The organism is Hydrogenophaga sp. GW823-FHT04C09, from assembly GCF_058796355.1.
On the sequence record NZ_JBXAIO010000003.1, the window covers coordinates 571,939 to 596,911 of the forward strand.

21 protein-coding genes and 1 pseudogene are annotated in these 24,973 nt (G+C 68.9%); 18 read left to right on the plus strand and 4 right to left on the minus strand.

The window, feature by feature from the left end; all coding sequences use genetic code 11:
• Window positions 1–38: 38 nt before the first annotated feature.
• From mutS to AC1Q9M_RS11870, 8 genes are all read left to right on the plus strand, one after another.
• Window positions 39–2,696 carry a DNA mismatch repair protein MutS gene (mutS, locus tag AC1Q9M_RS11835; RefSeq protein WP_492433908.1) on the plus strand — a complete coding sequence of 886 codons (2,658 nt, stop codon included), beginning with the start codon at window positions 39–41 and terminating at the stop codon, window positions 2,694–2,696.
• Window positions 2,693–3,520, plus strand: coding sequence for a proteasome-type protease (locus AC1Q9M_RS11840; protein ID WP_382156352.1), 828 nt, complete (start codon window positions 2,693–2,695; stop codon window positions 3,518–3,520). The genes mutS and AC1Q9M_RS11840 overlap by 4 nt, the downstream gene beginning before the upstream one ends.
• Before the next feature lie 3 nt (window positions 3,521–3,523).
• On the plus strand, window positions 3,524–4,393 hold the full coding sequence (locus tag AC1Q9M_RS11845) for an alpha/beta fold hydrolase (protein WP_492433911.1): 870 nt from the start codon (window positions 3,524–3,526) through the stop codon (window positions 4,391–4,393).
• Between the two features lie 43 nt (window positions 4,394–4,436).
• Window positions 4,437–6,362: a PAS domain S-box protein gene (locus AC1Q9M_RS11850; protein WP_382320913.1), complete on the plus strand. Its 1,926-nt coding sequence runs from the start codon at window positions 4,437–4,439 to the stop codon at window positions 6,360–6,362.
• Window positions 6,363–6,494: 132 nt separating this feature from the next.
• Window positions 6,495–6,926 (plus strand): DUF2306 domain-containing protein, encoded by a 432-nt coding sequence (locus AC1Q9M_RS11855; RefSeq protein ID WP_492433913.1) that lies wholly within the window; start codon window positions 6,495–6,497, stop codon window positions 6,924–6,926.
• A 37-nt stretch (window positions 6,927–6,963) separates the two neighbouring features.
• A complete protein-coding gene (locus AC1Q9M_RS11860) occupies window positions 6,964–7,254 on the plus strand; it encodes a 2TM domain-containing protein (protein WP_492433915.1) in 291 nt (96 codons plus the stop codon).
• A 20-nt stretch (window positions 7,255–7,274) separates the two neighbouring features.
• On the plus strand, window positions 7,275–8,336 hold the full coding sequence (locus AC1Q9M_RS11865; protein WP_492433917.1) for a sensor histidine kinase: 1,062 nt from the start codon (window positions 7,275–7,277) through the stop codon (window positions 8,334–8,336).
• Window positions 8,333–9,142 (plus strand): LytR/AlgR family response regulator transcription factor, encoded by an 810-nt coding sequence (locus AC1Q9M_RS11870; RefSeq protein ID WP_492434021.1) that lies wholly within the window; start codon window positions 8,333–8,335, stop codon window positions 9,140–9,142. Before AC1Q9M_RS11865 ends, AC1Q9M_RS11870 begins: the two co-directional genes overlap by 4 nt.
• A gap of 15 nt (window positions 9,143–9,157) precedes the next feature.
• Here AC1Q9M_RS11870 and hutC read toward each other — a convergent pair whose 3' ends face one another.
• The gene (gene hutC, locus AC1Q9M_RS11875) at window positions 9,158–9,886 is read right to left on the minus strand and encodes a histidine utilization transcriptional repressor HutC (protein WP_382156338.1); all 729 of its coding nucleotides are present in this window, start codon (window positions 9,884–9,886) and stop codon (window positions 9,158–9,160) included.
• Between the two features lie 143 nt (window positions 9,887–10,029).
• Between hutC and hutU the strand changes: the two genes are divergently transcribed.
• Genes hutU through hutG form a run of 4 tightly spaced genes read left to right on the plus strand, consistent with a single transcriptional unit; the run spans window position 10,030 to window position 15,471 of the window.
• Window positions 10,030–11,727 carry a urocanate hydratase gene (gene hutU / locus AC1Q9M_RS11880; protein WP_492433920.1) on the plus strand — a complete coding sequence of 566 codons (1,698 nt, stop codon included), beginning with the start codon at window positions 10,030–10,032 and terminating at the stop codon, window positions 11,725–11,727.
• 25 nt (window positions 11,728–11,752) lie between these two features.
• The gene (gene hutH, locus AC1Q9M_RS11885) at window positions 11,753–13,300 is read left to right on the plus strand and encodes a histidine ammonia-lyase (RefSeq protein ID WP_492433922.1); all 1,548 of its coding nucleotides are present in this window, start codon (window positions 11,753–11,755) and stop codon (window positions 13,298–13,300) included.
• Between the two features lie 13 nt (window positions 13,301–13,313).
• Entirely contained in the window at window positions 13,314–14,555 is a 1,242-nt protein-coding gene (gene hutI / locus AC1Q9M_RS11890) for an imidazolonepropionase (protein WP_492433924.1), read from the plus strand.
• Window positions 14,533–15,471 carry a formimidoylglutamase gene (hutG, locus tag AC1Q9M_RS11895; protein WP_492433926.1) on the plus strand — a complete coding sequence of 313 codons (939 nt, stop codon included), beginning with the start codon at window positions 14,533–14,535 and terminating at the stop codon, window positions 15,469–15,471. The genes hutI and hutG overlap by 23 nt, the downstream gene beginning before the upstream one ends.
• A gap of 20 nt (window positions 15,472–15,491) precedes the next feature.
• On the opposite strand, the gene AC1Q9M_RS11900 is transcribed toward hutG, so the two are convergent.
• Entirely contained in the window at window positions 15,492–15,914 is a 423-nt protein-coding gene (locus tag AC1Q9M_RS11900) for a hypothetical protein (protein WP_492433928.1), read from the minus strand.
• Window positions 15,915–16,048: 134 nt separating this feature from the next.
• On the opposite strand from AC1Q9M_RS11900, the gene AC1Q9M_RS11905 reads away from it, so the two are divergent.
• Together AC1Q9M_RS11905 and AC1Q9M_RS11910 are read left to right on the plus strand one after the other, a co-directional pair.
• Window positions 16,049–16,666, plus strand: coding sequence for a DUF924 family protein (locus AC1Q9M_RS11905; RefSeq protein WP_382320925.1), 618 nt, complete (start codon window positions 16,049–16,051; stop codon window positions 16,664–16,666).
• Between the two features lie 110 nt (window positions 16,667–16,776).
• Window positions 16,777–18,651, plus strand: coding sequence for a choice-of-anchor I family protein (locus tag AC1Q9M_RS11910; protein WP_492433930.1), 1,875 nt, complete (start codon window positions 16,777–16,779; stop codon window positions 18,649–18,651).
• A 112-nt stretch (window positions 18,652–18,763) separates the two neighbouring features.
• On the opposite strand, the gene AC1Q9M_RS11915 is transcribed toward AC1Q9M_RS11910, so the two are convergent.
• A complete protein-coding gene (locus AC1Q9M_RS11915) occupies window positions 18,764–20,041 on the minus strand; it encodes a DUF2157 domain-containing protein (protein ID WP_492433932.1) in 1,278 nt (425 codons plus the stop codon).
• A 117-nt stretch (window positions 20,042–20,158) separates the two neighbouring features.
• On the opposite strand from AC1Q9M_RS11915, the gene AC1Q9M_RS11920 reads away from it, so the two are divergent.
• The 4 genes and pseudogenes from AC1Q9M_RS11920 (at window position 20,159) to AC1Q9M_RS11935 (ending at window position 23,105) form a co-directional block, all read left to right on the plus strand.
• On the plus strand, window positions 20,159–21,988 hold the full coding sequence (locus AC1Q9M_RS11920) for a glutamine--tRNA ligase/YqeY domain fusion protein (protein WP_492433934.1): 1,830 nt from the start codon (window positions 20,159–20,161) through the stop codon (window positions 21,986–21,988).
• A 24-nt stretch (window positions 21,989–22,012) separates the two neighbouring features.
• The gene (locus AC1Q9M_RS11925) at window positions 22,013–22,420 is read left to right on the plus strand and encodes a phage holin family protein (RefSeq protein WP_382320934.1); all 408 of its coding nucleotides are present in this window, start codon (window positions 22,013–22,015) and stop codon (window positions 22,418–22,420) included.
• Between the two features lie 50 nt (window positions 22,421–22,470).
• Window positions 22,471–22,761, plus strand: coding sequence for a nucleotidyltransferase family protein (locus AC1Q9M_RS11930; RefSeq protein WP_492433937.1), 291 nt, complete (start codon window positions 22,471–22,473; stop codon window positions 22,759–22,761).
• 35 nt (window positions 22,762–22,796) lie between these two features.
• A pseudogene (locus tag AC1Q9M_RS11935) lies at window positions 22,797–23,105 on the plus strand (HepT-like ribonuclease domain-containing protein).
• Here the strand turns inward: AC1Q9M_RS11935 and AC1Q9M_RS11940 are convergent.
• A complete protein-coding gene (locus AC1Q9M_RS11940; RefSeq protein ID WP_492433939.1) occupies window positions 23,099–24,922 on the minus strand; it encodes a 3'-5' exonuclease in 1,824 nt (607 codons plus the stop codon). The pseudogene AC1Q9M_RS11935 and the gene AC1Q9M_RS11940 overlap by 7 nt on opposite strands.
• Between the last annotated feature and the right edge of the window lie 51 nt (window positions 24,923–24,973).

The following is a 24,973-nucleotide window of genomic DNA, read 5'->3' on the forward strand; positions in this document are numbered from 1 at the left end:
CGCGGTGAACCCCTGGCCAGAAATTCACGACCTCATCGATGAAAAAGGATTTTTCCGACAGCCCTTCCGCCCAGCCGGACCTGTCGCAGCACACGCCCATGATGCAGCAGTACCTCGGCCTGAAGGCCGGGCATCCGAACACGCTGCTGTTCTACCGCATGGGCGATTTCTACGAGCTGTTCTTCGCGGATGCGGAGAAGGCCGCGCGCCTGCTGGACATCACGCTCACGCAGCGCGGCCAGTCGGCCGGCCAGCCGGTGATCATGGCCGGCGTGCCCTTCCACTCGGTGGACACCTACCTGGCGCGCCTGATCAAGCTGGGCGAGTCCGTGGCGATCTGCGAGCAGGTGGGCGACGTGGCCACGGCCAAGGGGCCGGTGGAGCGCAAGGTGGTGCGCGTGGTGACACCGGGCACGCTGACGGACAGCGAGTTGCTGTCGGACAAGTCCGAAGCGTTGCTGATGGCGGTGCACCCGGGTGCGCGCACGGGTTGTGGGCTGGCGTGGATGTCGGTCACGCAGGGCATCGTGTTCCTGGCGCAGTGCGCGAGCGACGAGCTGGCCGACTGGGTGGCGCGCGTCTCGCCCGGCGAGGTGCTGTACAGCGCGGACGCCACGCCCGCGTTCGAAAGGTCGGTGCAGGCGCTGGCCAGCCAGAGCGGCAGCAATGGCGGGCGGCTGGTGGCGGTGTTGCGCCCGGCCTGGGCGTTCGACGCCGCGCTGGGCCAGCGCAAGCTGCTGGAGCAGTTGCAGGCCGCGAGCCTGGCCGCCTGGGACGCGCAGGACATGCCGGATGCGCACGCGGCCGCCGCCGCGCTGCTGAACTACGCCGAACACACGCAGGGCCGCGCGCTCACGCACGTGAGCAGCCTGCAGGTGGCGCGCAGCGGCGAGCGGATCGACCTGCCGCTGAACACGCGGCGCAACCTGGAACTGACGCAGACGCTGCGCGGCGAGACCAGCCCCACGCTGTTTTCGCTGCTGGACGTGTGCTGCACCGGCATGGGCAGCCGCGCGCTGCGCAGCTGGCTGCTGGAGCCCCGGCGCGACCGCGCGGAGGCGCGCGCGCGGCTGGCCGCCATCGCCACGCTGCGCGGTGGCCTGTGGCAGTCGCTGCGGCAGTCGCTCAAGGGCGCGAGCGACGTGGAGCGCATCACCGCGCGCACGGCGCTGCGCCAGGTCAAGCCGCGCGAGCTGGTGGGCCTGGGCCAGACGCTGGACCGCGCGCGCCAGCTGGCGGCGCAGCTGGGCCCGCAGGCCGCTGGCGGCCTGCTGCACGGCATTGCCGCGCACCTCACACCACCCGACGGCTGCGCCGAGCTGTTGCGCGACGCGTTGCTGCCCGAGCCGGCCGCGCTGGTGCGCGATGGCGGCGTGATCGCCGACGGCTTCGATGCCGAGCTGGACGAACTGCGCGGCATCCAGAACCACAGCGACGCCTTCCTGATCGAGCTGGAGCAGCGCGAGCGCGCGCGCACCGGCATCGCCAACCTGCGCGTGCAGTTCAACAAGGTGCACGGCTTCTACATCGAGGTCACGCAAGGCCAGGCCTCGAAGGTGCCGGACGACTACCGCCGCCGCCAGACGCTGAAGAACGCCGAGCGTTTCATCACGCCCGAACTCAAGGCCTTCGAGGACAAGGCCTTGTCGGCGCAGGACCGCGCGCTGGCGCGCGAGAAGTGGCTGTACGACCACCTGCTGGACGAGCTGCAGGCCTACATTCCCGCGCTCACGCAGCTGGCGCGCGCCATGGCCGCGCTGGACGCGCTGTGCGCGCTGACCGAGCGCGCGCTCACGCTGAACTGGTGCGCGCCGCAGTTCGTGCCCGAGCCCTGCATCGACATCCGCGGCGGCCGCCACCCGGTGGTGGAGGCGCGGCTGAACGAAAGCTCGGGCGGCAGCTTCATCGCGAACGACACCGTGATGGGCCCCAAGCAGCGCATGCAGGTGATCACCGGCCCCAACATGGGCGGCAAGAGCACCTACATGCGGCAGGTGGCGGTGATCGTGCTGCTGGCCAGCATGGGCAGCCATGTGCCGGCCACCTCGTGCCGCCTGGGCCCGATCGACGCCATCCACACCCGCATCGGCGCGGCCGACGACCTGGCCAACGCGCAGTCGACCTTCATGGTGGAGATGACCGAGGCCGCGCAGATCCTGAACGCCGCCACGCCCGAGAGCCTGGTGCTGATGGACGAGATCGGCCGGGGCACGTCCACCTTCGACGGTCTGGCGCTGGCCGGCGGCATCGCCACGCACCTGCACGACAAGTCGCGCGCGTACACGCTGTTCGCCACGCACTATTTCGAGCTGACCGAATTCCCCGCCAGCCACCACGCGGCCGTGAACGTGCACGTGAGCGCGGTGGAGTCGGGCGGCAAGGGCGGTGGCGGCATCGTGTTCCTGCACCAGATCGAACCGGGCCCGGCCAGCCGAAGCTACGGCATCCAGGTGGCGCGCCTGGCCGGCGTGCCGGCCGGGGTGGTGCAGCATGCGCGCCACGCCCTGGCCGCTCTGGAGGCCCAGAGCGAAGAAAGCCGCAGCCAGGTGGACCTGTTCGCGCCCCCACCTGCCACACTGGAGCCTGAAGCGCACCCGCTGCAGGCGGCCGTGGCGCAGATCGACCCCGACACCCTGAGCCCGCGCGAAGCGCTGGAACAGCTTTACGCCCTCAAGAAACTCGCCGCCTCATCATGACTTACTGCGTCGCCGTCAAACTCAACGCGGGCATGGTCTTCCTCTCCGACTCGCGCACCAACGCGGGCCTGGACCAGATCAGCACCTTCCGCAAGATGATCGTCTATGAAAAGCCGGGCGACCGCTTCATGTGCCTGCTGTCGGCCGGCAACCTGAGCATTTCGCAGTCGGTGCGCGAGATCCTGCAGGTGGAGCAGCTCACCGACCCCGATGGGGGTGAGCCCATCACGATCTGGAACGCCAAGAGCATGTTCGATGCCGCGCGCGTGCTGGGCTCGGCGGTGCGCCATGTGTACGAGCGCGACGGCGATGCGCTGCAGCGCGCGGGCGTGGATTTCAATGCCTCCATGATCTTCGGCGGCCAGGTGCGCGGCGAGGGCATGCGCCTGTTCCAGGTGTATTCGGCCGGCAACTTCATCGAGGCCACGTCGGAGACCCCGTTCTTCCAGATCGGCGAGTCGAAGTACGGCAAGCCGGTGCTGGACCGCGTGATCGCGCCCGAGACGCCGCTGGACGAGGCCGCCAAATGCGTGCTGGTGTCGATGGACTCCACGCTGAAGTCCAACCTGTCGGTGGGTCTGCCGCTGGATCTGGCGGTGTACGAGGCCAACATGCTGCAGTCCGACAAGATCACCTGCATCGACAACGACAACCCCTACTTCCGCATGCTGCACAAGACCTGGGGCCAGAAGCTGCGCGAGGTGTTCGACGAGATCGAGGACCCGACCTGGGACGACGCGCACACCGACGTGCCGCTGCTGAGCGACAACCCGCGCAACGCGCCGCTCAAGAAGATCACCAACGCCCGAGAGAAGCTGATCTGAGGCATGTCGCTGATCGTCTTTTCCCACGCCAACAGTTTCCCCGCCAGCACCTACGGGGTGCTCTTCAAGTCGCTGCGCGCCCGCGGCCACACGGTGCGCGCGGTGGACCGCTTCGGCCATGAGCCGCATTACCCGGTGACCAGCAACTGGCCCCATCTGGTGCAGCAGCTGGCGGACTTCGCCGCCCCCGAGGTGGAACGCCACGGCCAGGGCGCCTGGCTGGTGGGCCATTCGCTGGGCGGTTTCCTCAGCCTCATGTGCGCCGCGCGCCACCCCAAGCTGGGCGGCCACGCGGTGCGCGGCGTGGTGCTGATCGACTCGCCGGTGCTCGGTGGCTGGCGCGCGCGCACGCTCGAACTGATCAAGCGCACGCAGCTGGTGGGCTCGGTCTCGCCCGGCAAGGTGAGCCGGCGCCGGCGCCACAGCTGGCCCGATGCGCAGACCGCGCACGCCCATTTCAGCAGCAAGAAGGCGTTTGCCCAATGGGACCCGCACGTGCTGCGCGACTACATCCACCACGGCACGCGCGACGCGGCCGACGCGCAAGGCCGGCCGCACCGCGTGCTGGCCTTCGACCGCGAGGTGGAGACCGCGATCTACAACACCCTGCCCCACAACCTGGACCGCCTGCTGCGCCGCCACCCGCTGCAATGCCCGGTGGGCTTCATCGGCGGCACGGACTCGCAGGAGATGAAGCAGGTGGGCATGGCGATGACGCTGCGCCTGGTGGGCAAGGCGCACCCCGAGCGGCTTCGCATCCTGGAGGGCAGCCACCTGTTCCCGATGGAAAATCCGCTGGAGACGGCCGCCGCCATCGACGATGTGCTGGGCGCCCTGGCCCCCGCCGGCCGGCCTCCGGGGCACCCCGCCTGACACGAGCCGGTGTAAGCTGGGCACCCCCTCCGACCGCGCGCCCATGACGACCCCACCGTCCTCCACGAACCTGCTGCAGCAAGGCTGGCAGCGCGTGGCGAACTGGCAACCCGAGGAACACAGCCTTTGGCTTCGCTGCGCGGTGGCCGTGCTGCTCACCTTCGCGGCGGTCTGGCTGCGCATGGCGCTGGCGCCGGCCGATTCGGGCGGGCGCTTCATCACGCTCTCGCTCGCGACGGCGCTGGCCGCGCTGTACGGCGGCTTCCTGCCCGGCATGCTCAGCGCGGTGCTGGGCACGGTGTTGATCAACTTCCTGATGGTCAAACCGTACTGGAGCCTGGCGATCGACCACCCGGTGGAGGCCTTCTGGCTCAACCTCTGGCACCTGCTGGCGCAGATCGTGGTGGTGGGCGCCATCACCCTGATGCAGCGCCGCAACCAGCGTTTTCAGGAGGCCACCGAGCAGCTCCAGCAAAGCAAGCGGCAGCTGGAAGACACGTTCGAACAGAGCGCCACCGGCATGGCGCACAACGACCTCCATGGCCGCTGGATCCGACTGAACCAGACCTATTGCGACATCGTGGGCTACACGAAGGAAGAAATGCTGACCAAGCATTTCCGCGACTTCACCCACCCCGACGACCTGGAGCTGGACATGCGCCAGCTCAAGCGCACGCTGGCCGGCGAGATCAACCACTACAGCTTCGAGAAGCGCTACATCCACCGGCAGGGCCATGTGGTCTGGGCGCACGTCACCATTTCGCTGGTGCGCAAGGCCTCGGGCGAGCCGGACTACCTGATCGCGGTGGTGCAGGACATCAGCGCGCGCAAGGCCATCGAGGACGCGCTTCGCACCAGCGAGCACCTGCTGCGCCAGGCCCATGGCCTGGCGGGCCTGGCCAGCTGGCGCGCCGACCTGACCACCGGGCGCTTCGTCACGCTGGCGGGCTCGCACGAAATCCTGGGCCTGCCTTCGGCGGACTTCAGCGCCCAGGACCTGGTCGCGCTGACACACCCCGACGACTTTCCAAGGGCATTCGAGCTGTGGAAGCTCGCGGTGCAGGGCAAGGCCGACTACCACATCGAGTACCGGCTGCTGTTCGGCGGCGAGGAGCACTGGTTCCTGGTGCAGGCCGAGTTCGAGCGCGACGCGCAGGGCCGCGCGGTGCGCGCGCTCGGCGTGATCCAGGACGTGACCAAGCGCAAGCGCGCGGAGCTGGAGATCCAGCAGCTCAACGCCTCGCTGGAGCAGCGCATCCACCGCCGCACCGAGGCCCTGAAGGCCGCCTACGACGAACTGGAAAGTTACTCGTACGCGGTGGCGCACGACCTGCGCTCGCCGCTGCGCATCATCAACGGCTTCGCGCAGGCGCTGCACGAAGACAACCCCGGCATGGGCAGCGACAGCCAGTCGCACCTGCAGCGCATCACCGCCGCGAGCAAGAAGATGGGTGAGCTGATCGATGGCCTTCTCACGCTGTCGCAGTTCGCGCGCGGCGAGCTGCAGCGCAAGCCGGTGCACCTCAGCGCCATCGCCACCCGGCTGCTGGAGGAGTTCGCGGGCGCTGAGCCGCAGCGCCGCGTGCGCTGGCAGATCGAGCCCGGGCTGCACGTGATGGCCGACCCGGCGCTGGTGGAGGCCTTGATGCAGAACCTGCTGCACAACGCCTGGAAATACACGGCGAACACGCCCGAGGCGCTGATCCGCGTGGAGGGCGCCTACGAGCACGGCCAGCAGCGCTTCAGCGTGCTCGACAACGGCGCGGGCTTCGACATGGCGCGCGCGGCCAAGCTGTTCCAGCCTTTCCAGCGGCTGCACATGCCGCACGAGTTCAGCGGCCTGGGCATCGGCCTGGCCACCGCGCTGCGCATCGTGCAGCGCCATGGCGGGGAACTGCAGGCCAGCGCCGAGCCTGGGCGCGGCGCCACCTTCAGCTTCACGCTGAGCGCCAAACCCCTGGCGAGCTGAGTTCCCGCGCCTGCATTTCGCGCCGCGCTGGCGGCGTTTCACCCCAGGGCTTCGGCGGTTCGGTCGCAGGCCGCTGGCACCCGGGCGGCGCCCCCGGCACAGTGCGCTCCATCCCCTCCGATGGAACCCACCATGCAACTCACGCCCCTCATCGCCGTTCACATGACCGCCGCCATCACCGCCGTGCTGCTGGGCCCGGTGGCGCTCTGGGCGCGGCGCGGGCACGCCGCGCGCCAGGCCCACAGCCAGCGCCCGCGCCTGCACCGCGCCATCGGCTACGCCTGGGTCACGCTGATGCTGGTCACCGCGATCTCGGCCATCTTCATCCGCGATTTCAAGCTGCCCAACATCGCGGGCTACACGCCGGTGCACCTGCTGGTGCCCATCGTCTTCGGCAGCCTGTTCCTGGCGTTCCGCGCCCTGCTGCGCGGCAACGTGAACACCCACCGCCGCGTGATGGTGTGGCTGTACGTGAGCGCCTGCCTGGTGGCCGGCGCCTTCACCCTGCTGCCCAGCCGCTACCTCGGCGGCCTGGTCTGGCACCAGTGGCTGGGCCTGGCCTGAACCCGTCCTTTCTTTCCCCCTTGAACTGGAGCACACCATGAACCTCTCGACCCCCCAACACCAGGACCTGGACCGCCTGGCACGCCGCCGCGCGGGCGCCCGCATGGGCTGGTACATGCACGCGCTGGTCTTTCTTTCGGTCAACAGCGTGCTGGCCATGCTGTCCTTCTCCAGCGGCCGCCACTGGGCCATCTACCCCGCGCTGGGCTGGGGCCTGGGCCTGCTGATCCATGGCCTGGTGGTCTGGCTCGTGCTGGGCGGCGGCGGGCTGCAGCAGCGCCTGGTGGCGCAGGAACGCGAGCGGCTGCAGCGGGAACACGGCCGGTGAGCCCCGTGGCGGCGGCAGGCATGCGGGATACTGCGGCCATGCCGCCGTTCAAGCTCAAGCCCGACATCGCCGCGCGCCGCGCCCTGGTGGTCGTGGTGGTCAACACCGTGATCGCGCTGATCATCACGGCGGTCAACGGCGACGCGTTCGCGGTCAACCTCGTGTACTCGCAGTGCATCGGCCTGGGCATCTGGGCGATGATCGACGGTGGCCGCCACGTGCTCAACCCCAGCGGCTGGCCCGGCGCCTGGCGCATGGCCTTGCTGGTGGTGGTCGCGGTGCTGACGTCCTATGGGGGCGGCAGCGTGGTGGCGAACCTGCTGCTGGGCCGCGATCTGTTCGCGAGCCTGAGCAACGTGCCCCGCGCCACGCTGGGCTTCGTGCTGATGTCGCTGGCCGCCGGGGGCTTTGGCGCCTACTACTTCACCAGCCGGGCCATGCTGGCCCATGCGCGCCTCGCGCAGGAAGAGGCCCAGCGCCAGGCCAGCGAGGCGCGCCTGAGGCTGCTCGAATCGCAGCTCGAACCGCACATGCTGTTCAACACCCTGGCCAACCTGCGCGTGCTCATCGGCACCGACCCGGTGCGCGCCACGGCCATGCTGGACCGGCTCAACGACTTCCTGCGCGCCACGCTGACCGCTTCGCGCACCGAGGCCAGCGCCGGCCGCCACACGCTGGATCAGGAGTTCGCCCGGCTGCGCGACTACCTGGAGCTGATGGCGGTGCGCATGGGCCCGCGCCTGCGCTACACGCTGGACCTGCCCGACGAGCTCACCACCCAGCCCGTGCCGCCCTTGCTGCTGCAGCCGCTGGTGGAGAACTGCATCCGCCACGGCCTGGAGCCCAGCCTGCAGGGCGGCGAGGTCCGCGTCAGCGCGCGCCACAAAGGCAGCGACCTGGTGCTGGAGGTCAGCGACACGGGCGTGGGCAGCGAGCCCTCGCCCACACCCGGTTTCGGCCTTTCGCAGGTGCGCGAGCGGCTGGAGACGGCCTACCCGGGCCGTGCGCGCATGGACTGGCAAGGCCAGCCCGGCGGCGGCACGCGCACCCTGCTCACACTGCCATGGACCCCATCCCCATGAACGCCACCGCCCTGCTGGCCGAAGACGAACCGCTGCTGGCCCAGGCCCTGCAGGCCGAACTCGCCCGGGTCTGGCCCGGCCTTCAGGTGCTGGCCACCGTGGGCGATGGCGACGCGGCGGTGGCGCACGCGCTGCGCCTGCAGCCCGATGTGCTGTTCCTCGACATCCGCATGCCCGGCCAGACCGGCCTGCAGGCCGCTGCCGAGCTGGCGGACGAGTGGCCCGACGGCGTGCCGTTCCCCGCGCTGGTGTTCGTCACCGCCTACGATGCCTACGCGGTGCAGGCCTTCGAGGCGCAGGCGGTGGACTACGTGCTCAAGCCGGTGCAGCCCGATCGGCTGGCGCGCACGGTGCAGCGCGTGCAGCAGGTGCTGGCGCAAAGGCAGCCTGCCAGCGCCGGGGGCGCGGCGTTCGACGAGGCCACGCTCGTGCGCCTGCGCGCCCTGCTCTCGGGCCATGCGCCGGCACCGTCGGCACCACCGCGCCTGCAGGTGATCCAGGCCAGCGTGGGCCAGGGCATCCGCATGGTGCCCATCGGCGAGGTGCTGGTGTTCGAGGCCGCCGACAAGTACGTGCGCGTGCTCACCGCGAAGGGCGAGGTGCTGATCCGCACGCCGCTCAAGGAGCTGATTCCGCAGCTGGACCCGGCGGTGTTCTGGCAGGTGCACCGCGGCACGGTGGTGCGCGCCGATGCCATCGACAGCGTGCAGCGCGACGAAGCGGGCAAGCACAGCCTGCGCCTGCGCGGCCGCCCCGAGAACTGGCCGGTGAGCCGGCTCTACGCGGCGCAGTTCAAGGCCATGTGAGGCCAGCGGTGCGGCTCAGAAGCTGCCGGTGAACTGGTAACGCGATGCGGGGTGCCACATCGCGGCCACCGAGGCCACCTGCCCTTGCGACTGCGTCTGCCGGCGCAGCACCAGGCAGGGGTCGCCCGGCGCCATGTGCAGCATCTCGGCCACCTCGGGTGGCGGCGCGCTGGCTTCGATCACGAAATGCACGCCCTGCAGCGGCGCCACGCGCATCAGGTAGGCGTTGGGCGTCTGGCTGTTGAAGTCCTGCGCCATGTAGTCCGGCGCGACCCGGGGGTTGACCCAGCGGTCTTCGACCTGGATCGGTTCGCCGTTCTCGAAGTGCACCACCACCGAGTGGAACAGCGGCTGATCGGCCTTGAGCCCGAAGCGGCGCGCCAGCGCTTCGCCCGCCTTGGCGCGTTCGAGCTTGTGCAGCTCGCTGCGGTGGGCGTGGCCGCGCGCGGTGATCTCGTCGGCGATGTTGCGGATCGCCACCAGCGTGGCCTGGTACTTCTGCTGCGCCACGTAGGTGCCCGAGCCCTGCACGCGCTCGACGATCTGCTCGTCGCTCAGCTCGCGGATGGCGCGGTTCACCGTCATGCGTGAGACGCCGAACTCGCGCGCCAGCGCCTCTTCGGCCGGGATGGCGTCGCCCTCGCGCCAGACGCCGGCCTGGATCTGCGACAGCACGTGCTGCTTCACCCGCAGGTAGGCAGGGGTTCGTTCGGCGGCGGGCAAGGCGGGAGGAGCGGAGGTCATAGGGTTTCTACCAGGGCGTGAACCGCTGAAGTGGTCTTGACAGCATCGATTATCGGCAGATAAAGTTGTCTATACATATTCAAGATTATCCGGAAAATATGTACACCATCACCAGCCGCCACCCGCCTGAAGGAACCCGCCCCGTGACCACCACCGTCGACCCCCGTCTGGACCCCACCCGCGTGATCCGCGCCCCGCGCGGCAACACCTTGCATTGCAAGAACTGGGTGGCCGAAGCCGCCTACCGGATGATCCAGAACAACCTGGACCCCGAGGTGGCGGAGAACCCGCAGCACCTGGTGGTTTATGGCGGCATCGGCCGCGCCGCGCGCGACTGGGCCTGCTTCGACCAGATCCTGGCCTCGCTGAAAGACCTCGAAGAGGACGAGACCCTGCTCGTGCAGTCGGGCAAGCCGGTGGGCGTGTTCAAGACGCACGTCAACGTGCCGCGCGTGCTGCTCGCCAACAGCAATCTGGTGCCCAAATGGGCCAACTGGGAACACTTCAACGAACTGGACCGCCAGGGCCTGTTCATGTACGGGCAGATGACGGCAGGCTCGTGGATCTACATCGGCAGCCAGGGCATCGTGCAGGGCACGTTCGAGACCTTCGTCGAGGCCGGCCGCCAGCACTACGGCAACGACCTGGCCGGCCGCTGGATCCTCACCGCCGGCCTGGGTGGCATGGGCGGCGCGCAGCCGCTGGCCGCCACGCTGGCCGGTGCCTGCTCGCTCAACATCGAGTGCCAGCAGAGCAGCATCGACTTCCGCCTGCGCACGCGCTACGTGGACAAGCAGGCCAGCGACATCGACGACGCGCTGGCGCTGATCCGCCACCACACGGCGCGCAAGGAAGCCGTCTCGATCGCGCTGCTGGGCAACGCGGCCGAGGTGCTGCCCGAACTGGTGAAACGCGCCCAGGCGGGCGGCCTGCGGCCCGACCTCGTGACCGACCAGACCTCGGCTCACGACCTGATCAACGGCTACCTGCCCATGGGCTGGAGCGTGGCGCAGTGGAAGGCCGCGCAGCGCGATTCGGCCCAGCACGCGCAGCTGGTCGACGCCGCCGCGAAAAGCTGCGCGGTGCACGTGCAGGCCATGCTCGACTTCCACGCCATGGGCATCCCCACCGTGGACTACGGCAACAACATCCGCCAGGTGGCTTTCGACCAGGGCTTGAGCAACGCCTTCGACTTCCCCGGCTTCGTGCCGGCCTACATCCGCCCGCTGTTCTGCGAGGGCAAGGGCCCGTTCCGCTGGGTGGCGCTCTCGGGTGACCCGGAAGACATCCACAAGACCGACGCCAAGATCAAGGAGCTGTTCCCGCACAACCACCACACCCACCGCTGGCTGGACATGGCGCGCGAGCGCATCGCCTTCCAGGGGCTGCCGGCCCGCATCTGCTGGCTGGGCCTGGGCGAGCGCCACCTCGCGGGGCTGGCATTCAACGAGATGGTGCGCACGGGCGAACTCAAGGCGCCGATCGTGATCGGCCGCGACCACCTGGACACCGGCTCGGTGGCCAGCCCCAACCGCGAGACCGAGGGCATGCGCGACGGCACGGACGCGGTGAGCGACTGGCCCTTGCTCAACGCCCTGCTCAACACCGCCGGTGGCGCGAGCTGGGTCAGCCTGCACCACGGCGGCGGCGTGGGCATGGGCTACTCGCAGCACGCCGGCATGGTGATCGTGGCCGACGGCAGCGACGCGGCCGCCGAGCGCCTGGCGCGCGTGCTGGTGAACGACTGCGGCTCGGGCGTGATGCGCCACGCCGATGCGGGCTACGAGCTGGCGATCGCCACTGCGAAGAAGCACGGCCTGAAACTCCCGATGGTGGCCTGAACGCAGGCGCGAGACACTCCCTCCCATGACCCTTCCCACCCTCACCCTCCAGCCCGGCCAGATGGCGCTGGGCGACCTGCGCGCCGTCTGGCAGCAGGCTGTGCCCGTGCAACTCGCGCCCGAGGCCCAGGCCGGCATCGCGGCCTCGGCCGCGGCGATCCACGCCATCGTTCAGAAAGGCGACGCGGCCTACGGCATCAACACCGGCTTTGGCAAGCTCGCGCGCACGCGCATCCCGGACGAACAGCTCGAGACCCTGCAGCGCAACCTGATCCTGTCGCACTCGGTGGGCACCGGCGAGCCCATGAGCGACGCCACGGTGCGCCTGGTGATGCTCATGAAGGCCGCCAGCCTGGCGCGTGGCCACTCGGGCGTGCGGCCGGTGGTGATCGACACCTTGCTGGCCCTGCTCAACGCGGGCATCTCGCCGCTGATCCCGGTCAAGGGCTCGGTGGGCGCCTCGGGCGACCTCGCCCCGCTCTCGCACATGACGCTGGCGCTGATGGGCGAAGGCGATGTGTTCGTGCAAGGCCGGCGCGTGCCCGCCGCCACCGCCTTGAAGAACGCCGGCATCTCGCCCCTGGTGCTCGCCGCCAAGGAAGGCCTGGCCCTCATCAACGGCACCCAGGTGTCGACCGCGCTCGCGCTGCACGGCCTCTTCATGGCCGAGCGCCTGCTGGAGGCCGGCACCGTGATCGGCGCGCTGTGCGTGGACGCCGCCAAGGGCAGCGACGCGCCGTTCGACCCGCGCATTCACACGGCGCGCGGCCAGCCCGGCCAGATCGCCGTGGCCGCCGCCACGCGCGCGCTGCTGGCGGGCAGCCAGATCCGCCTCTCGCACCTGGACAACGACGAGCGCGTGCAGGACCCCTACAGCCTGCGCTGCCAGCCCCAGGTGATGGGCGCCTGCCGCGACCTGATCGCCAACGCCGCGCGCACGCTGCTGATCGAAGCCAACGCCGTGACCGACAACCCGCTGGTGTTCATCGACACGAACGAGGTCATCTCGGGCGGCAACTTTCACGCCGAGCCGGTGGCCTTCGCGGCCGACACGCTGGCGCTGGCCATCGCCGAGATCGGCGCCATTTCCGAGCGGCGCATCGCGCTGCTGATCGACAGCACGCTCTCGGGCCTGCCGCCCTTCCTGGTGGACAACCCGGGCCTGAACTCGGGCTTCATGATCGCGCACGTGACCGCCGCCGCGCTGGCCTCGGAAAACAAGTCGCACGCCCACCCCGCCAGCGTGGACAGCCTGCCCACCAGCGCCAACCAGGAAGACCATGTGAGCATGGCCACCTTCGCGGGGCGTCGGCTCGACGAGATGGCGCGCAACACCGCGACCATCCTCGGCATCGAGTGGCTGGCCGCGGCGCAGGGCGTGGACTTCCACCGCCCGCTGGCCACCAGCCCGCGCCTGGCGCGCACCCACGCCGCGCTGCGCGAGCGCGTGCCCTTCTACGCGCAGGACCGCCTGTTCGCGCCCGACATCGAGGCCGCGCTGCGGCTGGTGCTGCAAGGCGAGGCCGGCGCGGGGCAGCAGGACCTGTGCGCCGCCATCTGGGCGACCCCCTGAGGCCCGCGCCGCCATGAGCCGCCTCACCCTCTGGCGCAACGCCCGACTGGCCACTCTGACCCCGGCCCGGGGCGGCGACGGCTGGGGCCTGATCGATCGGGGCGCCCTGCTCACCGAGGGCGGTCGCATCGCCTGGGTGGGCGCGCTGGCCGACCTGCCCGCCCTCGCCCGCCCCGCCCAGGAGGTGGACCTGGGCGGCGCGCTCGTCACCCCCGGCCTGGTGGACTGCCACACCCACCTGGTCTACGGCGGGCAGCGCGCGACCGAGTTCGAACAGCGCCTGCAGGGCGTGAGCTACGAAGCCATTGCGCGCGCGGGTGGCGGCATCCGCTCCAGCGTGGCCGCGACGCGCGCCGCGAGCGAAGCGCAGCTGCTGGCCAGCGCCCGGCAGCGCGCGCTGTGCCTCATGGCCGAGGGCGTGACCACGCTGGAGATCAAGTCCGGCTACGGCCTCTCGCTGGAGGCCGAGGTGCGCTGCCTGCGCGTGGCGCGCCGCCTGGGCACCGAACTGCCGCTGACCGTGCGCACCACCTTCCTGGGCGCCCACGCCGTGCCACCGGAGTTCGAAGGCCGGCCGGACGGCTACATCGACGCCGTCTGCGCCTGGCTGCCCGAGCTGCACGCGCAGGGCCTGGTGGACGCGGTCGATGCCTTCTGCGAGCGCATCGGTTTTTCACCCGCGCAGACGCGGCGCGTCTTCGACACCGCGGTCGGCCTGGGCCTGCCGGTCAAGCTGCACGCCGAGCAGTTGTCCGACCAGGGCGGTGCCGCGCTCGCGGCCTCCTACCGGGCGCTCTCGTGCGACCACCTCGAACACCTGAGCGCCGAAGGCATCGCGGCCATGCGGGCCGCCGGCACCGTGGCCGTGCTGCTGCCGGGCGCGTACTACTTTCTCCGGGAGACGAAACTGCCGCCCATCGAGGCACTGCGCGCGGCCGGCGTGCCCCTGGCCGTGTCCACCGACCACAACCCCGGCACCTCGCCGGGCCTTTCGCTGCTGCTCATGGCCAGCATGGCCTGCACCCTGTTCCGCCTCACGCCGCTGGAAGCGGTGCAGGGCATCACGGTGAACGCCGCGCGCGCCCTCGGCCTGGCCGACCGGGGCCGGCTCGCCACCACCCAGCGCGCCGACTTCGTGGCCTGGGACCTCGACCACCCGAACGAACTGGCCTACTGGTTTGGCCGCAACCCCTGCCACCGCGTGGTGGTGGGCGGACAGGAAAGGACACCCCATGGACATGGCACCCCCCTTTGAATGGAGCGGCCGCGTGGACGCCGAAGAGACCGGCGTCACCACCCGCTGGCACCAGCACGTGCGCGCGGCCACCACCAGATCCACCGGTGGCGTCACGCTGATCGGCTTCGCGGTGGACGAGGGTGTGCGCCGAAACGGCGGTCGCCCCGGCGCGGCGCGCGGGCCCGTGTCGCTGCGCCACGCCTTGTGCAACCTGCCGGTGCTGGGCGAGCCCGTGGTGTGGGACGCCGGCGATGTGAGCTGTGGGAAGGGTGGGCTCGAGGACGCCCAGACCCGGCTGGCCGCGCGCGTGGCCCAGGCCATTCAACACAAGAGCCTGCCGCTGGTGCTGGGCGGCGGCCACGAAATGGCCTGGGGCACTTTCCAGGGCATCGTGAAGAAACGCCACGACACGAACCGCCTGCTGGTGGTCAACCTCGACGCCCATTTCGACCTGCGCACCGCGGCCCAGGCCAACTCGGGCACACCCTTCCGCCAGATGCACGACTGGTGCGTGCAACACCAGCAGGCCTTCAACTACCGGGCGCTGGGCATCAGCCGTTTCGCCAACACCCAGGCCCTGTTCGACCGGGCGCGGCAGATCGGCGCGCGTTACTGGCTGGACGAGCACCTGCAGGACGCGGGCGGCGTGCACGACGCGCAGCAGGCGCTGTCTCTCGACCTCGCGCAGTGCGATGCCGTGTACCTCACGGTGTGTCTGGATGTCTTGCCCGGGGCGCAGGCCCCGGGGGTGTCAGCGCCCGCGACGCTGGGCGTGCCGCTGGCTCATGTGGAGCGGCTGATCGATCAGGTGATGGCGTCCGGCCGCGTCGTCGCGGCCGACATCGCCGAACTCTGCCCGGTGCTCGACCGCGATTGCATCACCTCGCGCCTGGCGGCGCGGCTGGCCGCGCGCATCGCCCGCGGCGCGGCCTGATCACCACGCACGCGCCTTGCTCAGCGGCGGCGACCGTCGTAGCGGCCGTCGTCACGATCGTGGCGATGGCCGTGTCGGCGGCCTTCCCACCGTGGCGCGGGGCCCCAGCCGGAACGGTAGACGGGGCGCGGCGCGTAGTACACCGGCGGCGGCCCGTAGTAGATCGGGCGGGGAGCGTAGTAGATCGGACGGGGGGCGTAGTACACCGGCGGCGGCCCGTAATACACGGGGGGCGGGGCGTAGTAGACCGGCGGTGCGTTCGACACGCCCACGACCACGCCCGGGGTGTTCACACCAATGGACCAATGCACGTCGCTGCGGGCGTGGGCCTGCGAGCCCATGGCCGACAAGGCCCAGGCACCAGCGGCCAGGGTGGCGAGGGTGAGGCCACGGGCCAGCGCCGAGGTGCGGCTCCAGGGGGTTTTCAAGGTCTGTGTGTTCATGTGGGGCTCCAATGCAGGGTGGTTTGCGCACCCCGTGACCGTATTACAGGCAATTCCGCGCTAACCTGTTCCACATACTCGGTCAAAGTCGTTGCCAGACGTAACGCCTGCCCCATCTTTACATTGAAACCCCCATGAAAACCCTCATGCCACCCACCGCGCAGGACGTGCTCGACTTCTGGCTCGGGGACGGCCTGGAACGCGGCTGGTGTTCGGACAAGCGCGACGAGCTCTGGTTTGGCGGCAGCCCCGAGATCGACACGCGCATCCGCGAGCGTTTTGGCGCGCTGGTGGCACAGGCGCTGGACGGCGGCCTGGGCGAGTGGGAGGCGCGCATCGACACGCGGCTGGCCCTGGTGCTGCTGCTCGACCAGTTCACCCGCAACGTGCACCGGGGCCAGGCGCGCGCGTTCGCGGGCGATGCGCGGGCCCAGCAGCTGTCGCTGCAGGCGCACGCCAGCGGCATGGACGCCGAACTCGCCACCGTGGGCCTGGTGTTCCTGAACATGCCGCTGATGCACGCGGAGGACGCCGCCCTGCAGGCCGAGAGCGTGCTGCGTTTCCAGCGCCTGCTCGACACCTGCGCGCCCGAGCTGCGCGACACCCTGGAGCGCAACCTCGAATTCGCGCGGCTGCACCGCGACATCGTGGACCGCTTCGGCCGCTTTCCGTACCGCAACGCCGTGCTCGGGCGCACCAGCACGCCCGCGGAAGAAGACTTCCTGAAAGACGGGCCGCGCTTCGGGCAGTGAGGCCGGCGCGCCCCAGGGAAACGTCACCAAAAAGACACGGATAAGTCACGATCGCGTCACGGCCGGTTTCTACAACCGTGGTTTTCAACCACCACGTCGAGACCGCCCGAATGCGCCCCCTGCTCCCCAGCACCCCCACCACCCGCTTGTTCACCGCCTCACTGCTCATGACCGCCGTGCTCGCCGCCTGCGGTGGCGGCAGCGATGCCCCGGCGCCCACCACGCCGACGCCCGAGGCCACGCCGGTGAGCCTGAAGCTGGAGAAGATCGGCGGCTACAGCACCGGCCAGTTCGGTGTGAGCGCGGCGGAGATTCCGGCCTTTGACGCCGCCAGCAAGCGCCTGTTCGTGGTCAACGCGCAGCTCGGCGCCGTGGACGTGCTCAACCTGGCCAACCCCGCCAACCCGGTGAAGATCGGCGTGATCGACGCCACCGCGGTGCTGGCCGGCGCCGAGATCAACAGCGTGGCGGTGCACAACGGCATCGTGGCCGTGGCCATCCAGGCCCCGGTGAAGACCGACACCGGCCGCATGGCGCTGTACCGCGCGAGCGACCTGAGCCTGATCAGCTCGGTCACCATCGGCGCCCTGCCCGACATGGTGACCTTCACGCCCGATGGCAACACCGTGCTGGTGGCCAACGAGGGCGAGCCCAGCGACGACTACCAGGTGGACCCCGAAGGCAGCGTGAGCGTCATCGACGTGCGCAACCCCGCCGCGCCGGTCGTGCGCACCGCGACCTTCACCGCGTTCAACGGCCAGGAAGCCACCCTGCGCGCCGCCGGCGTGCGCATCTACGGCCCGAACGCCACCGCCGCGAAGGACTTCGAGCCCGAGTACATCGCCGTCTCGGCCGACAGCAAGACCGCCTGGGTGACGCTGCAGGAGAACAACGCGATGGCCAAGGTGGACATCGCCACCGCCACCGTCACCGGCGTGCTGCCGCTGGGCCACAAGGACCACGGCGTGGCCGGCAACGAACTCGACGCCTCGGACACCGACGGCGGGACCATCAACATCAAGACCTGGCCCGGCGTGCGCGGCATGTACCTGCCCGACGCCATGGCCTCGTACACGGTGGGCGGCGCGACCTACCTGGTCACCGCCAACGAAGGCGACGCGCGCGCCTGGGGCGAAGGCAACGCGGCGTACTGGGGCGGTGACGCCACCAAGGGCTTCGTCGAGGAGTTCCGCGTCAAGCACCTGGTCAACAAGAACGGCTGGGCCGGCCGCGCGGGCGACGACCTGCCGCCGCAGCTCAACGCCATGGCCGCGGGCGGCCTGCTCGACCCCGCCACCTTCGGCTACTGCGGTGCCATTGCCGGCGACCCGATGGGCTGCCGCGCCGATGCCGCCCTGGGCCGCCTGAACATCAGCTGGACCATGGGCTACCGCACCAACCCCGATGGCTCGCCCATGATGTTCAGCGCCGCCGGCGTGGCCGATCCGCTGGGCAACCGCCTGATGTACGACCAGCTGTACAGCTACGGCGCGCGCTCCTTCAGCATCTGGAACGCCAACGGCGGCCTGGTGTGGGACTCGGGCGCGGAGATCGAGAAGTTCCTCGCCAGCAGCGACTGCAAGCTCGGCCGCGACCGCAGCATTCCCTGCGCGACGTACTTCAACTCCGGCCACGACGAAGGCAACGCGAAGGACAGCCGCAGCGACGCCAAGGGCCCGGAACCCGAGGGCATCGCGCTCGGCCAGATCGGCACCAAGACCTTCGCCTTCATCGGCCTGGAGCGCATGGGCGGCGTGCTGGTGTACGACATCACCAGCCCCACGGCACCCAAGCGCGTGGACTACCTCAACACCCGCGACGAGTGGGTCACCAACCCGCCGAGCCTGGCCACGGCGGGCGACCTGGGCCCCGAAGGCCTGGTGTTCATCCCCGCGGCCCGCTCGCCCAACGGCAAGCCGCTGCTGGTGGTGGGCAACGAAGTGAGCGGCACCACCGCGGTGATGCAGCTCAACCTCACGTATTGAAGGGCTCCCCCCGCGCGCCTTCGGCGCTCCCCCCTCTCTCGCCTTCGGCGGGAGGGGGGCGACACCTGGGGCCGGCGGAGCCGGACCCTCGGTGCCTCTGGATGCGGTCACTTCATTCGGGACGCGCCAGTGGCTTCAGTGCTGCCGGCAGCCAGTCGGCCAGCCGGGCGTGGAGGCGGTCTTCGTTGCGCTGCCACCAGATGCCCAGCGCCACCACCCCCAGGCCCAGCAGGGTGAGCGCGAACGGGAACAGCAGGCTGTCCTCGAACACGCGGTAGGCCAGGTAGCCCAGGTAGCTGGCCACGCCGATGGCGCCCAGCACGGTGAACACGCGCCGCCCGATGGCCGCGCCGAGGAACACCAGGAACACGTTGATCAGCGCGTACAGGAACTTGTTGAGCTCGGAATCGCTGTCGCGCAGGCTGAGGCCGCCCCAGAACATGATCGCGCCGAACAGGTAGAGCCAGAAGGCGAAGTCCTGCCGGTCTTCGGCGTTGTCGGCGGTGCGCGTGCGCAGGTCCACCCACACCGCGATGGCGCAGGTGGCCAGGCCGAACACCAGCGACACGTCGCGCGTGAATGTCCAGTCGAAGCCGTCCTTCTGCATCAGCATGTGCGCCACGTCCATGCTGAGGTACCAGATCGTCACCGCCACCGGCATCACCATGAAGGGCAGCTTGTAGCGGTACAGCAGCACCACGGCGGCGGCCAGCGTGGCCAGTTCCAGCGTGAGCCAGCGCCAATCGATGTAGCGGTGGTAGTCGCGGTAGCTGTCGGGCCCACCCTCGGGCCACAGGCCGATGCCCGACTGGAACGCCCACACCGCCAGCGGCACCAGGCACACGGCCAGCGTGGCGAGCACGCCGGCGGGCGTGCGCAGGCCCTTCTCCAGCAGGTTGCCCGCCACCAGCAGCGCCCCCGTGAGGTAGCCCAGGGCCAGCACGAACACGCCCCAGGCGCCGAAAAGCTCCCAGCCCAGCGTCATGAACAGCGTCATGGCGCCGATGGCCAGCATGCCGCCGAAGTAGTAGAGGGTGTTGGTGAAGCTGAACGCCGGGCCCCGGTCCAACGCTGGACGCGGGGCCTGGGCCGGCGGTGCCGCCCAGCCGGCGGCGAGGTCTTCCTGGGCGAGCTCGGCCGCCGTGGGCACCACGGAGGGGGACGGCGAGGCACCTGCCGCCACCCGCAACGGGCTGCCCGGCGACGCCCACGACGCCCAGAGCGCATGCGCCTCGGCCGGCTGGATGGCCCCACTCTCCACGGCGGCCTCCACGTCGCGCCAGCCCAGCTGCACGCGCACCGAGGGCAGGAACACGTCCTCCGTCTGCGTGATTTCCCACCGCGTCGGCTCGTCGGTGGGCATGGTGTCGGGGTTGTCGTTGTTGTTCATCTCGGGCTTCCTCTTCCTCGTCCGGGAACGGCCACGATACCGGAAAGCGCCACCCTGGAACCAAAGTAGCACTCGGCCCGGCGCGGTGGGCATCGGGCCGGATCAATAGAATGGCGCATGAGCTCCACCCACCCCAGCAACAAAACCAGCACCCCCGCCACCGAGGGCGAACACAAGGTCAGCAACTTCCTGCGCCAGATCATCGAGAACGATCTGGACAAAGGCACCTACCAGAGCCGCCGCTGGGCGGGCAGCCCCGGCGACGCCGCGCACCAGGCCCAGGGCCAGCCCGACCCGGCCAAGATCCGCACCCGCTTCCCCCCCGAGCCCAACGGCTACCTGCACGTGGGCCACGCCAAGAGCATCTGCCTGAACTTCGGGCTGGCGCGCGACTATGGCGGCGTGTGCCACATGCGCTTTGACGACACCAACCCGGAGAAGGAAGACACCGAGTACGTCAACAGCATCATCGATGCCGTGAAATGGCTCGGTTTCAGCTGGGAGGCCCACGGCCGGCAGCACCTCTACCAGGCCAGCGACTACTTCGACTTCATGTACCGCGCGGCCGAGTACCTGGTGCAAGCCGGCCACGCCTACGTGGACGAGCAGACCACCGAACAGATGCGCCTGAACCGCGGCGACTTCGGCAAACCCGGCGTGGACAGCCCCTTCCGCAGCCGCACGCCCGCTGAAAACCTCAAGCGCCTGCGCGAGATGCGCGACGGCCTGCATGAGGACGGCAGCATGGTGCTGCGCGCCAAGATCGACATGGCCAGCCCCAACATCAACCTGCGCGACCCGGCGATCTACCGCATCCGCCGCGCCACGCACCACAACACGGGCGACACCTGGTGCATCTACCCGATGTACACCTTCGCGCACCCCATCGAGGACGCGCTGGAGCAGATCACCCACAGCTTCTGCACGCTGGAGTTCGAAGACCAGCGCCCGTTCTACGACTGGCTGCTCGAGCGCCTGTGCGAAGGCGGCCTGCTGCAGACCCCGCCACCGCGCCAATACGAGTTCGCGCGGCTCAACCTCACCTACGTGATCACCAGCAAGCGCAAGCTCGCGCAGCTGGTGTACGACCACAAGGTCAGCGGCTGGGACGACCCGCGCATGCCCACCATCGTCGGCCTGCGCCGGCGCGGCTACACGCCCGAGAGCATCCAGCTGTTCGCCGAACGCATCGGCGTGACCAAGAGCGATTCCTGGATCGACTACAGCACACTCGAAGGCTGCCTACGCGAAGACCTGGAGAACAAGGCCCACCGCGGCATGGCCGTGCTCGACCCGGTCAGGCTGGTGCTCACCAACTGGGCCGAGACCTTCGGCAGCGATGACTACACCGAAGACTGCACCCAGCCCGCCCTGCCCCACTCGGCCATCGCCGAAGGCCAGCCCGAGCCCGCGCCGCGCGTGTTCAAGATCGGCAAAGCCGTGTGGATCGAGCGCGAGGACTTCGAGGAAGTGCCACCCAAGGGCTACAAGCGCCTGTTCCCCGGCAACGTGGTACGCCTCAAGGGCGGCTACGTCATCGAATGCACCGGCTGCGCGAAAGACGCGGACGGCAAGGTCACCGAAGTGCACGCCAAGGTCATCCCCGGCACCAAGAGCGGCACCCCGGGCGCCGACAGCGTGAAGGCCAAGGCCGCCATCACCTGGGTGAGCGTGGCCGATGGGGTGCAAGCCGAAGTGCGGCTCTACGACCGCCTCTTCCTCGATGCGCAGCCCGACGCCGGTGGCAAGGACTTCATCGAAGCCCTGAACCCGAACAGCCTGATGGTGGTGACCGCCTACGTGGAGCCTTCACTGGCCCAGGCGAAGCCGGACGACAAGTTCCAGTTCGAACGACACGGCTACTTCGTGGCCGACCGCCAGGACCACGTGGCGGGCAAACCGGTGTTCAACCGGGCGACGGGGTTGAAAGACTCCTGGGGCAAATAAACACATCCAAGGGAACATCCCACCATGCTCACCAACCTCACGCCGTTCCTGCTGCACTGGGCCATCACGGGGTTCGCGCTCTGGGTGGCGAGCCATGTGTTCAAGGGCATCCAGTTCAGCAGCACGTCATCGCTGGTGGTGTCGGCGCTGCTGCTGGGCCTGGCCAACGCGATCGTGCGACCCTTGCTCGTGCTGCTGACCTTGCCCTTGACGCTGCTGACCTTCGGCCTGTTCCTGCTGGTCATCAACGCGCTGATGCTGTTGCTGGTGGCCAAGGTGGTGAACGGCTTCAAGGTCGATGGCTTCTGGACGGCGTTCTGGGCCAGCCTGTTCATGTCGTTGCTCAGCGTGGTGCTCGGCGCCTTCGTGCTGGGCGGCTCGCCGGAGTACACCATCGAGACCAGCCCGGGGCCTGGGTCTGTCTGGCTTTGAGACACGGCCATGCGGATGACCTCAGAGTGACCTGTCGCTAAACTCCGGCCATGCGCCCTTCCCTCGCAATCCTCCAACACCGAGACGCCGTGCACCGCGCTGCGGGGCGATATCGCGTGACGAATCCGCGCGTCTTTGGTTCGGCACTGCGCGGTGACGACACGGACAGCAGCGACCTGGATCTGCTGGTGGACCCACTGCCCGGCGCCACGCTGTTCGACCTTGGCGGCCTCCAGGACGAACTGGAGCAATTGCTGGGCGTGCACGTGGACTTGGTAACGCCACGGGATCTGCCATCGAAGTTTCGGAGCATTGTGCTGGCGGAAGCCAAACCGCTATGAGCGACAGCAACCGTCTGCCCGACTACCTCGATCACATGCGACAGGCAGCGGCAGATGCCTGCGACTTTGTCGAAGGCATGAGCAGATCCGAATTTCTTCAAGACAAACGCACACAGCAAGCGGTCATCCTGAGCCTGATCGTGTTAGGCGAAGCGGCCACCAAAGTGATGGATCGGCACGAGGCTTTTGCAGCGGCCAACGCTCAAATTCCTTGACGCAACATGCGCGGCATGCGCAACCGCGTCGCGCATGGCTACTTCGACATCGACCTGGAAGTGGTTTGGGAAACTGTGCAGACGGCTTTGCCCAATCTGCGTCGCCGGCTCGAGAGTCTCGGTCAATAAGCCGCCAGCCTTTGGCCGAACTGGCCTTGCCCGCCCACGCCCACGATCAGTCGCTGCGTGGCACGCGTGGCACCCACATAAAACAACCGCGCCTCGTCGCGCTCGTCCTGATCCTTGGCAGGCATGCTGCCCACACCCACCAAGGCGACCACTGGAAACTCCAGCCCCTTGCTCACATGCATGGTCATCACCTTGATGGTGTCCGCTGCGGGGTTGAAACTGCCCGCGCCTTTTCGAACCTGATGCGGTAGCCGGCGCTGTTGCAGCACGCTGGCGCACGCCTCCATCTCGTTGTAGTGCCGACAGAGTACCGCCATGTCGCCCCAGGCGTGGCCTTCGCGGTGTGCCGCGCTCAGCAGATCGGCCACCTCGCTCACTTCCGCACGAAGGTTGGGCAGGCGGATGACGATCGGCCTTTCGCCGTCGCGTCCACAGCTCACCGGCTTGAGCAGCGGCACGCCGTCATCGTCCTTGTCTTCCGCTGTCAGCAGGTCGGCGGCGATGAGACTGGCTGTTTGCAAAATCTGCCGCGTGTTCCGGTAGTTGATCTTGAGGATGGTGGTGCGGCCCTGGGCCTGGATGCCCACGCTCTTGAAGCTGAACTGCTTGCTTCGACTGCGCTCGTAAATGCTCTGCGCATCGTCGTACAACACCAGCAAACTGTTGGTCGTCGGGTCCACCATCTGCGTGATGAGCCTGAGCCATTCGGGCGCGAAGTCGTGGCCTTCGTCGATGAGCACGGCCTGGTACTGGCCGCTGGGGATTTGCTTGCGATCCACGCTGTCGATCACACGTTGCACCATGTCGTCCATCTTCACATCGGTCGGCAGGTTGTCGGCAGGGAGCGTCTGCCCGTAGGCCACAAGCTGGCTGCGACACCACTTGTGGAAATGCACCGCGTGCACATGCGCCGAGAGATTCTTGCTGTCCATGGCTCGCGCAAGTTGGCGCGCGAGGGGTTCGTTGTAGCAAAGCACGAGGATCGGTTTGGTGCGGGCGGTCTGCGCTTTCACCAGATGCTCCGCCCTGTAGCCCAACAGCATGGTCTTGCCAGAACCCGCCACGCCATGAATCACGCGATGGCCATCCCCCAGGCTGCGCGCCAGCTGTTCCTGCTGCAGGTCCATCACCCGCATGATGCTCGGCAGTTCGATCGCCGGATCATCCGCGTCGAACAATCCACCCTGATCGGGCACACGCACTTCAGGAAACAGAATCCACCGCACTCGATCCAACTGCGGCAACGACATGACCCCACGCATCATGAACGGAAACATGCCCCACAAGCGGCTCTGCAATTCCTCAGGTGAGACGGACTCGATCATCTCGTCTTGGCAGATGACGCGGTGCGGCTCGATGGCCTGCCCGAGCTGGGCCTGTTCAAATTGCTTGCGTGTGATGTTGGGCAGCACCACGCCATAACTCCAGGGAAATGCCAGCTTGCCCTGGTAGGGACCTTCTGGTTGCACCAATTGGGCATCCCGCTCCAAGGCATTCACCACCTGATGCGCGTACTGCCTTGCCTGCTCCAATGGATTGGGTACGGTCTTGGGCCCCGTGTCGCCATGAATTTCCCAAGACTGCTTGTTGGCCTGAATGAGGGTTGTGAGCCGGAAATCCTTGACCTCCAACACCAGGACGCCACGGCGCGGGTGCATCACGACGAAATCAGGGTGAGAGTGGCGAGGCCCCACCGCCACGTCGTACCAAAGCAGGTAGTCATCATCGAGCTTTTGCTCGAGCCGCTCGGCCACACGGCGCTCGCCGGTGGTCATGCGGGACACGCAACTCCCGAGAGAAGGAATCAGGGTAGCCATCTGAAAGCGAGCCTCCTATTGATTTTTATGCGGCAACGCCATGCCTCGTTG

What these genes read in the sequence shown, in the direction of transcription:
- hutH (WP_492433922.1), top strand. Translation starts at nt 11,753, where the DNA reads ATGACCCTTCCCACCCTCACCCTCCAGCCCGGCCAGATGGCGCTGGGC.
- AC1Q9M_RS11940 (WP_492433939.1), bottom strand. Translation starts at nt 24,922, where the DNA reads ATGGCTACCCTGATTCCTTCTCTCGGGAGTTGCGTGTCCCGCATGACC.
- AC1Q9M_RS11925 (WP_382320934.1), top strand. Translation starts at nt 22,013, where the DNA reads ATGCTCACCAACCTCACGCCGTTCCTGCTGCACTGGGCCATCACGGGG.
- AC1Q9M_RS11905 (WP_382320925.1), top strand. Translation starts at nt 16,049, where the DNA reads ATGAAAACCCTCATGCCACCCACCGCGCAGGACGTGCTCGACTTCTGG.
- AC1Q9M_RS11840 (WP_382156352.1), top strand. Translation starts at nt 2,693, where the DNA reads ATGACTTACTGCGTCGCCGTCAAACTCAACGCGGGCATGGTCTTCCTC.
- AC1Q9M_RS11865 (WP_492433917.1), top strand. Translation starts at nt 7,275, where the DNA reads ATGCGGGATACTGCGGCCATGCCGCCGTTCAAGCTCAAGCCCGACATC.
- AC1Q9M_RS11845 (WP_492433911.1), top strand. Translation starts at nt 3,524, where the DNA reads ATGTCGCTGATCGTCTTTTCCCACGCCAACAGTTTCCCCGCCAGCACC.
- AC1Q9M_RS11915 (WP_492433932.1), bottom strand. Translation starts at nt 20,041, where the DNA reads ATGAACAACAACGACAACCCCGACACCATGCCCACCGACGAGCCGACG.
- AC1Q9M_RS11910 (WP_492433930.1), top strand. Translation starts at nt 16,777, where the DNA reads ATGCGCCCCCTGCTCCCCAGCACCCCCACCACCCGCTTGTTCACCGCC.
- AC1Q9M_RS11855 (WP_492433913.1), top strand. Translation starts at nt 6,495, where the DNA reads ATGCAACTCACGCCCCTCATCGCCGTTCACATGACCGCCGCCATCACC.
- hutG (WP_492433926.1), top strand. Translation starts at nt 14,533, where the DNA reads ATGGACATGGCACCCCCCTTTGAATGGAGCGGCCGCGTGGACGCCGAA.
- hutI (WP_492433924.1), top strand. Translation starts at nt 13,314, where the DNA reads ATGAGCCGCCTCACCCTCTGGCGCAACGCCCGACTGGCCACTCTGACC.
- AC1Q9M_RS11920 (WP_492433934.1), top strand. Translation starts at nt 20,159, where the DNA reads ATGAGCTCCACCCACCCCAGCAACAAAACCAGCACCCCCGCCACCGAG.
- AC1Q9M_RS11860 (WP_492433915.1), top strand. Translation starts at nt 6,964, where the DNA reads ATGAACCTCTCGACCCCCCAACACCAGGACCTGGACCGCCTGGCACGC.
- mutS (WP_492433908.1), top strand. Translation starts at nt 39, where the DNA reads ATGAAAAAGGATTTTTCCGACAGCCCTTCCGCCCAGCCGGACCTGTCG.
- AC1Q9M_RS11900 (WP_492433928.1), bottom strand. Translation starts at nt 15,914, where the DNA reads ATGAACACACAGACCTTGAAAACCCCCTGGAGCCGCACCTCGGCGCTG.
- AC1Q9M_RS11850 (WP_382320913.1), top strand. Translation starts at nt 4,437, where the DNA reads ATGACGACCCCACCGTCCTCCACGAACCTGCTGCAGCAAGGCTGGCAG.
- AC1Q9M_RS11870 (WP_492434021.1), top strand. Translation starts at nt 8,333, where the DNA reads ATGAACGCCACCGCCCTGCTGGCCGAAGACGAACCGCTGCTGGCCCAG.
- hutC (WP_382156338.1), bottom strand. Translation starts at nt 9,886, where the DNA reads ATGACCTCCGCTCCTCCCGCCTTGCCCGCCGCCGAACGAACCCCTGCC.
- AC1Q9M_RS11930 (WP_492433937.1), top strand. Translation starts at nt 22,471, where the DNA reads ATGCGCCCTTCCCTCGCAATCCTCCAACACCGAGACGCCGTGCACCGC.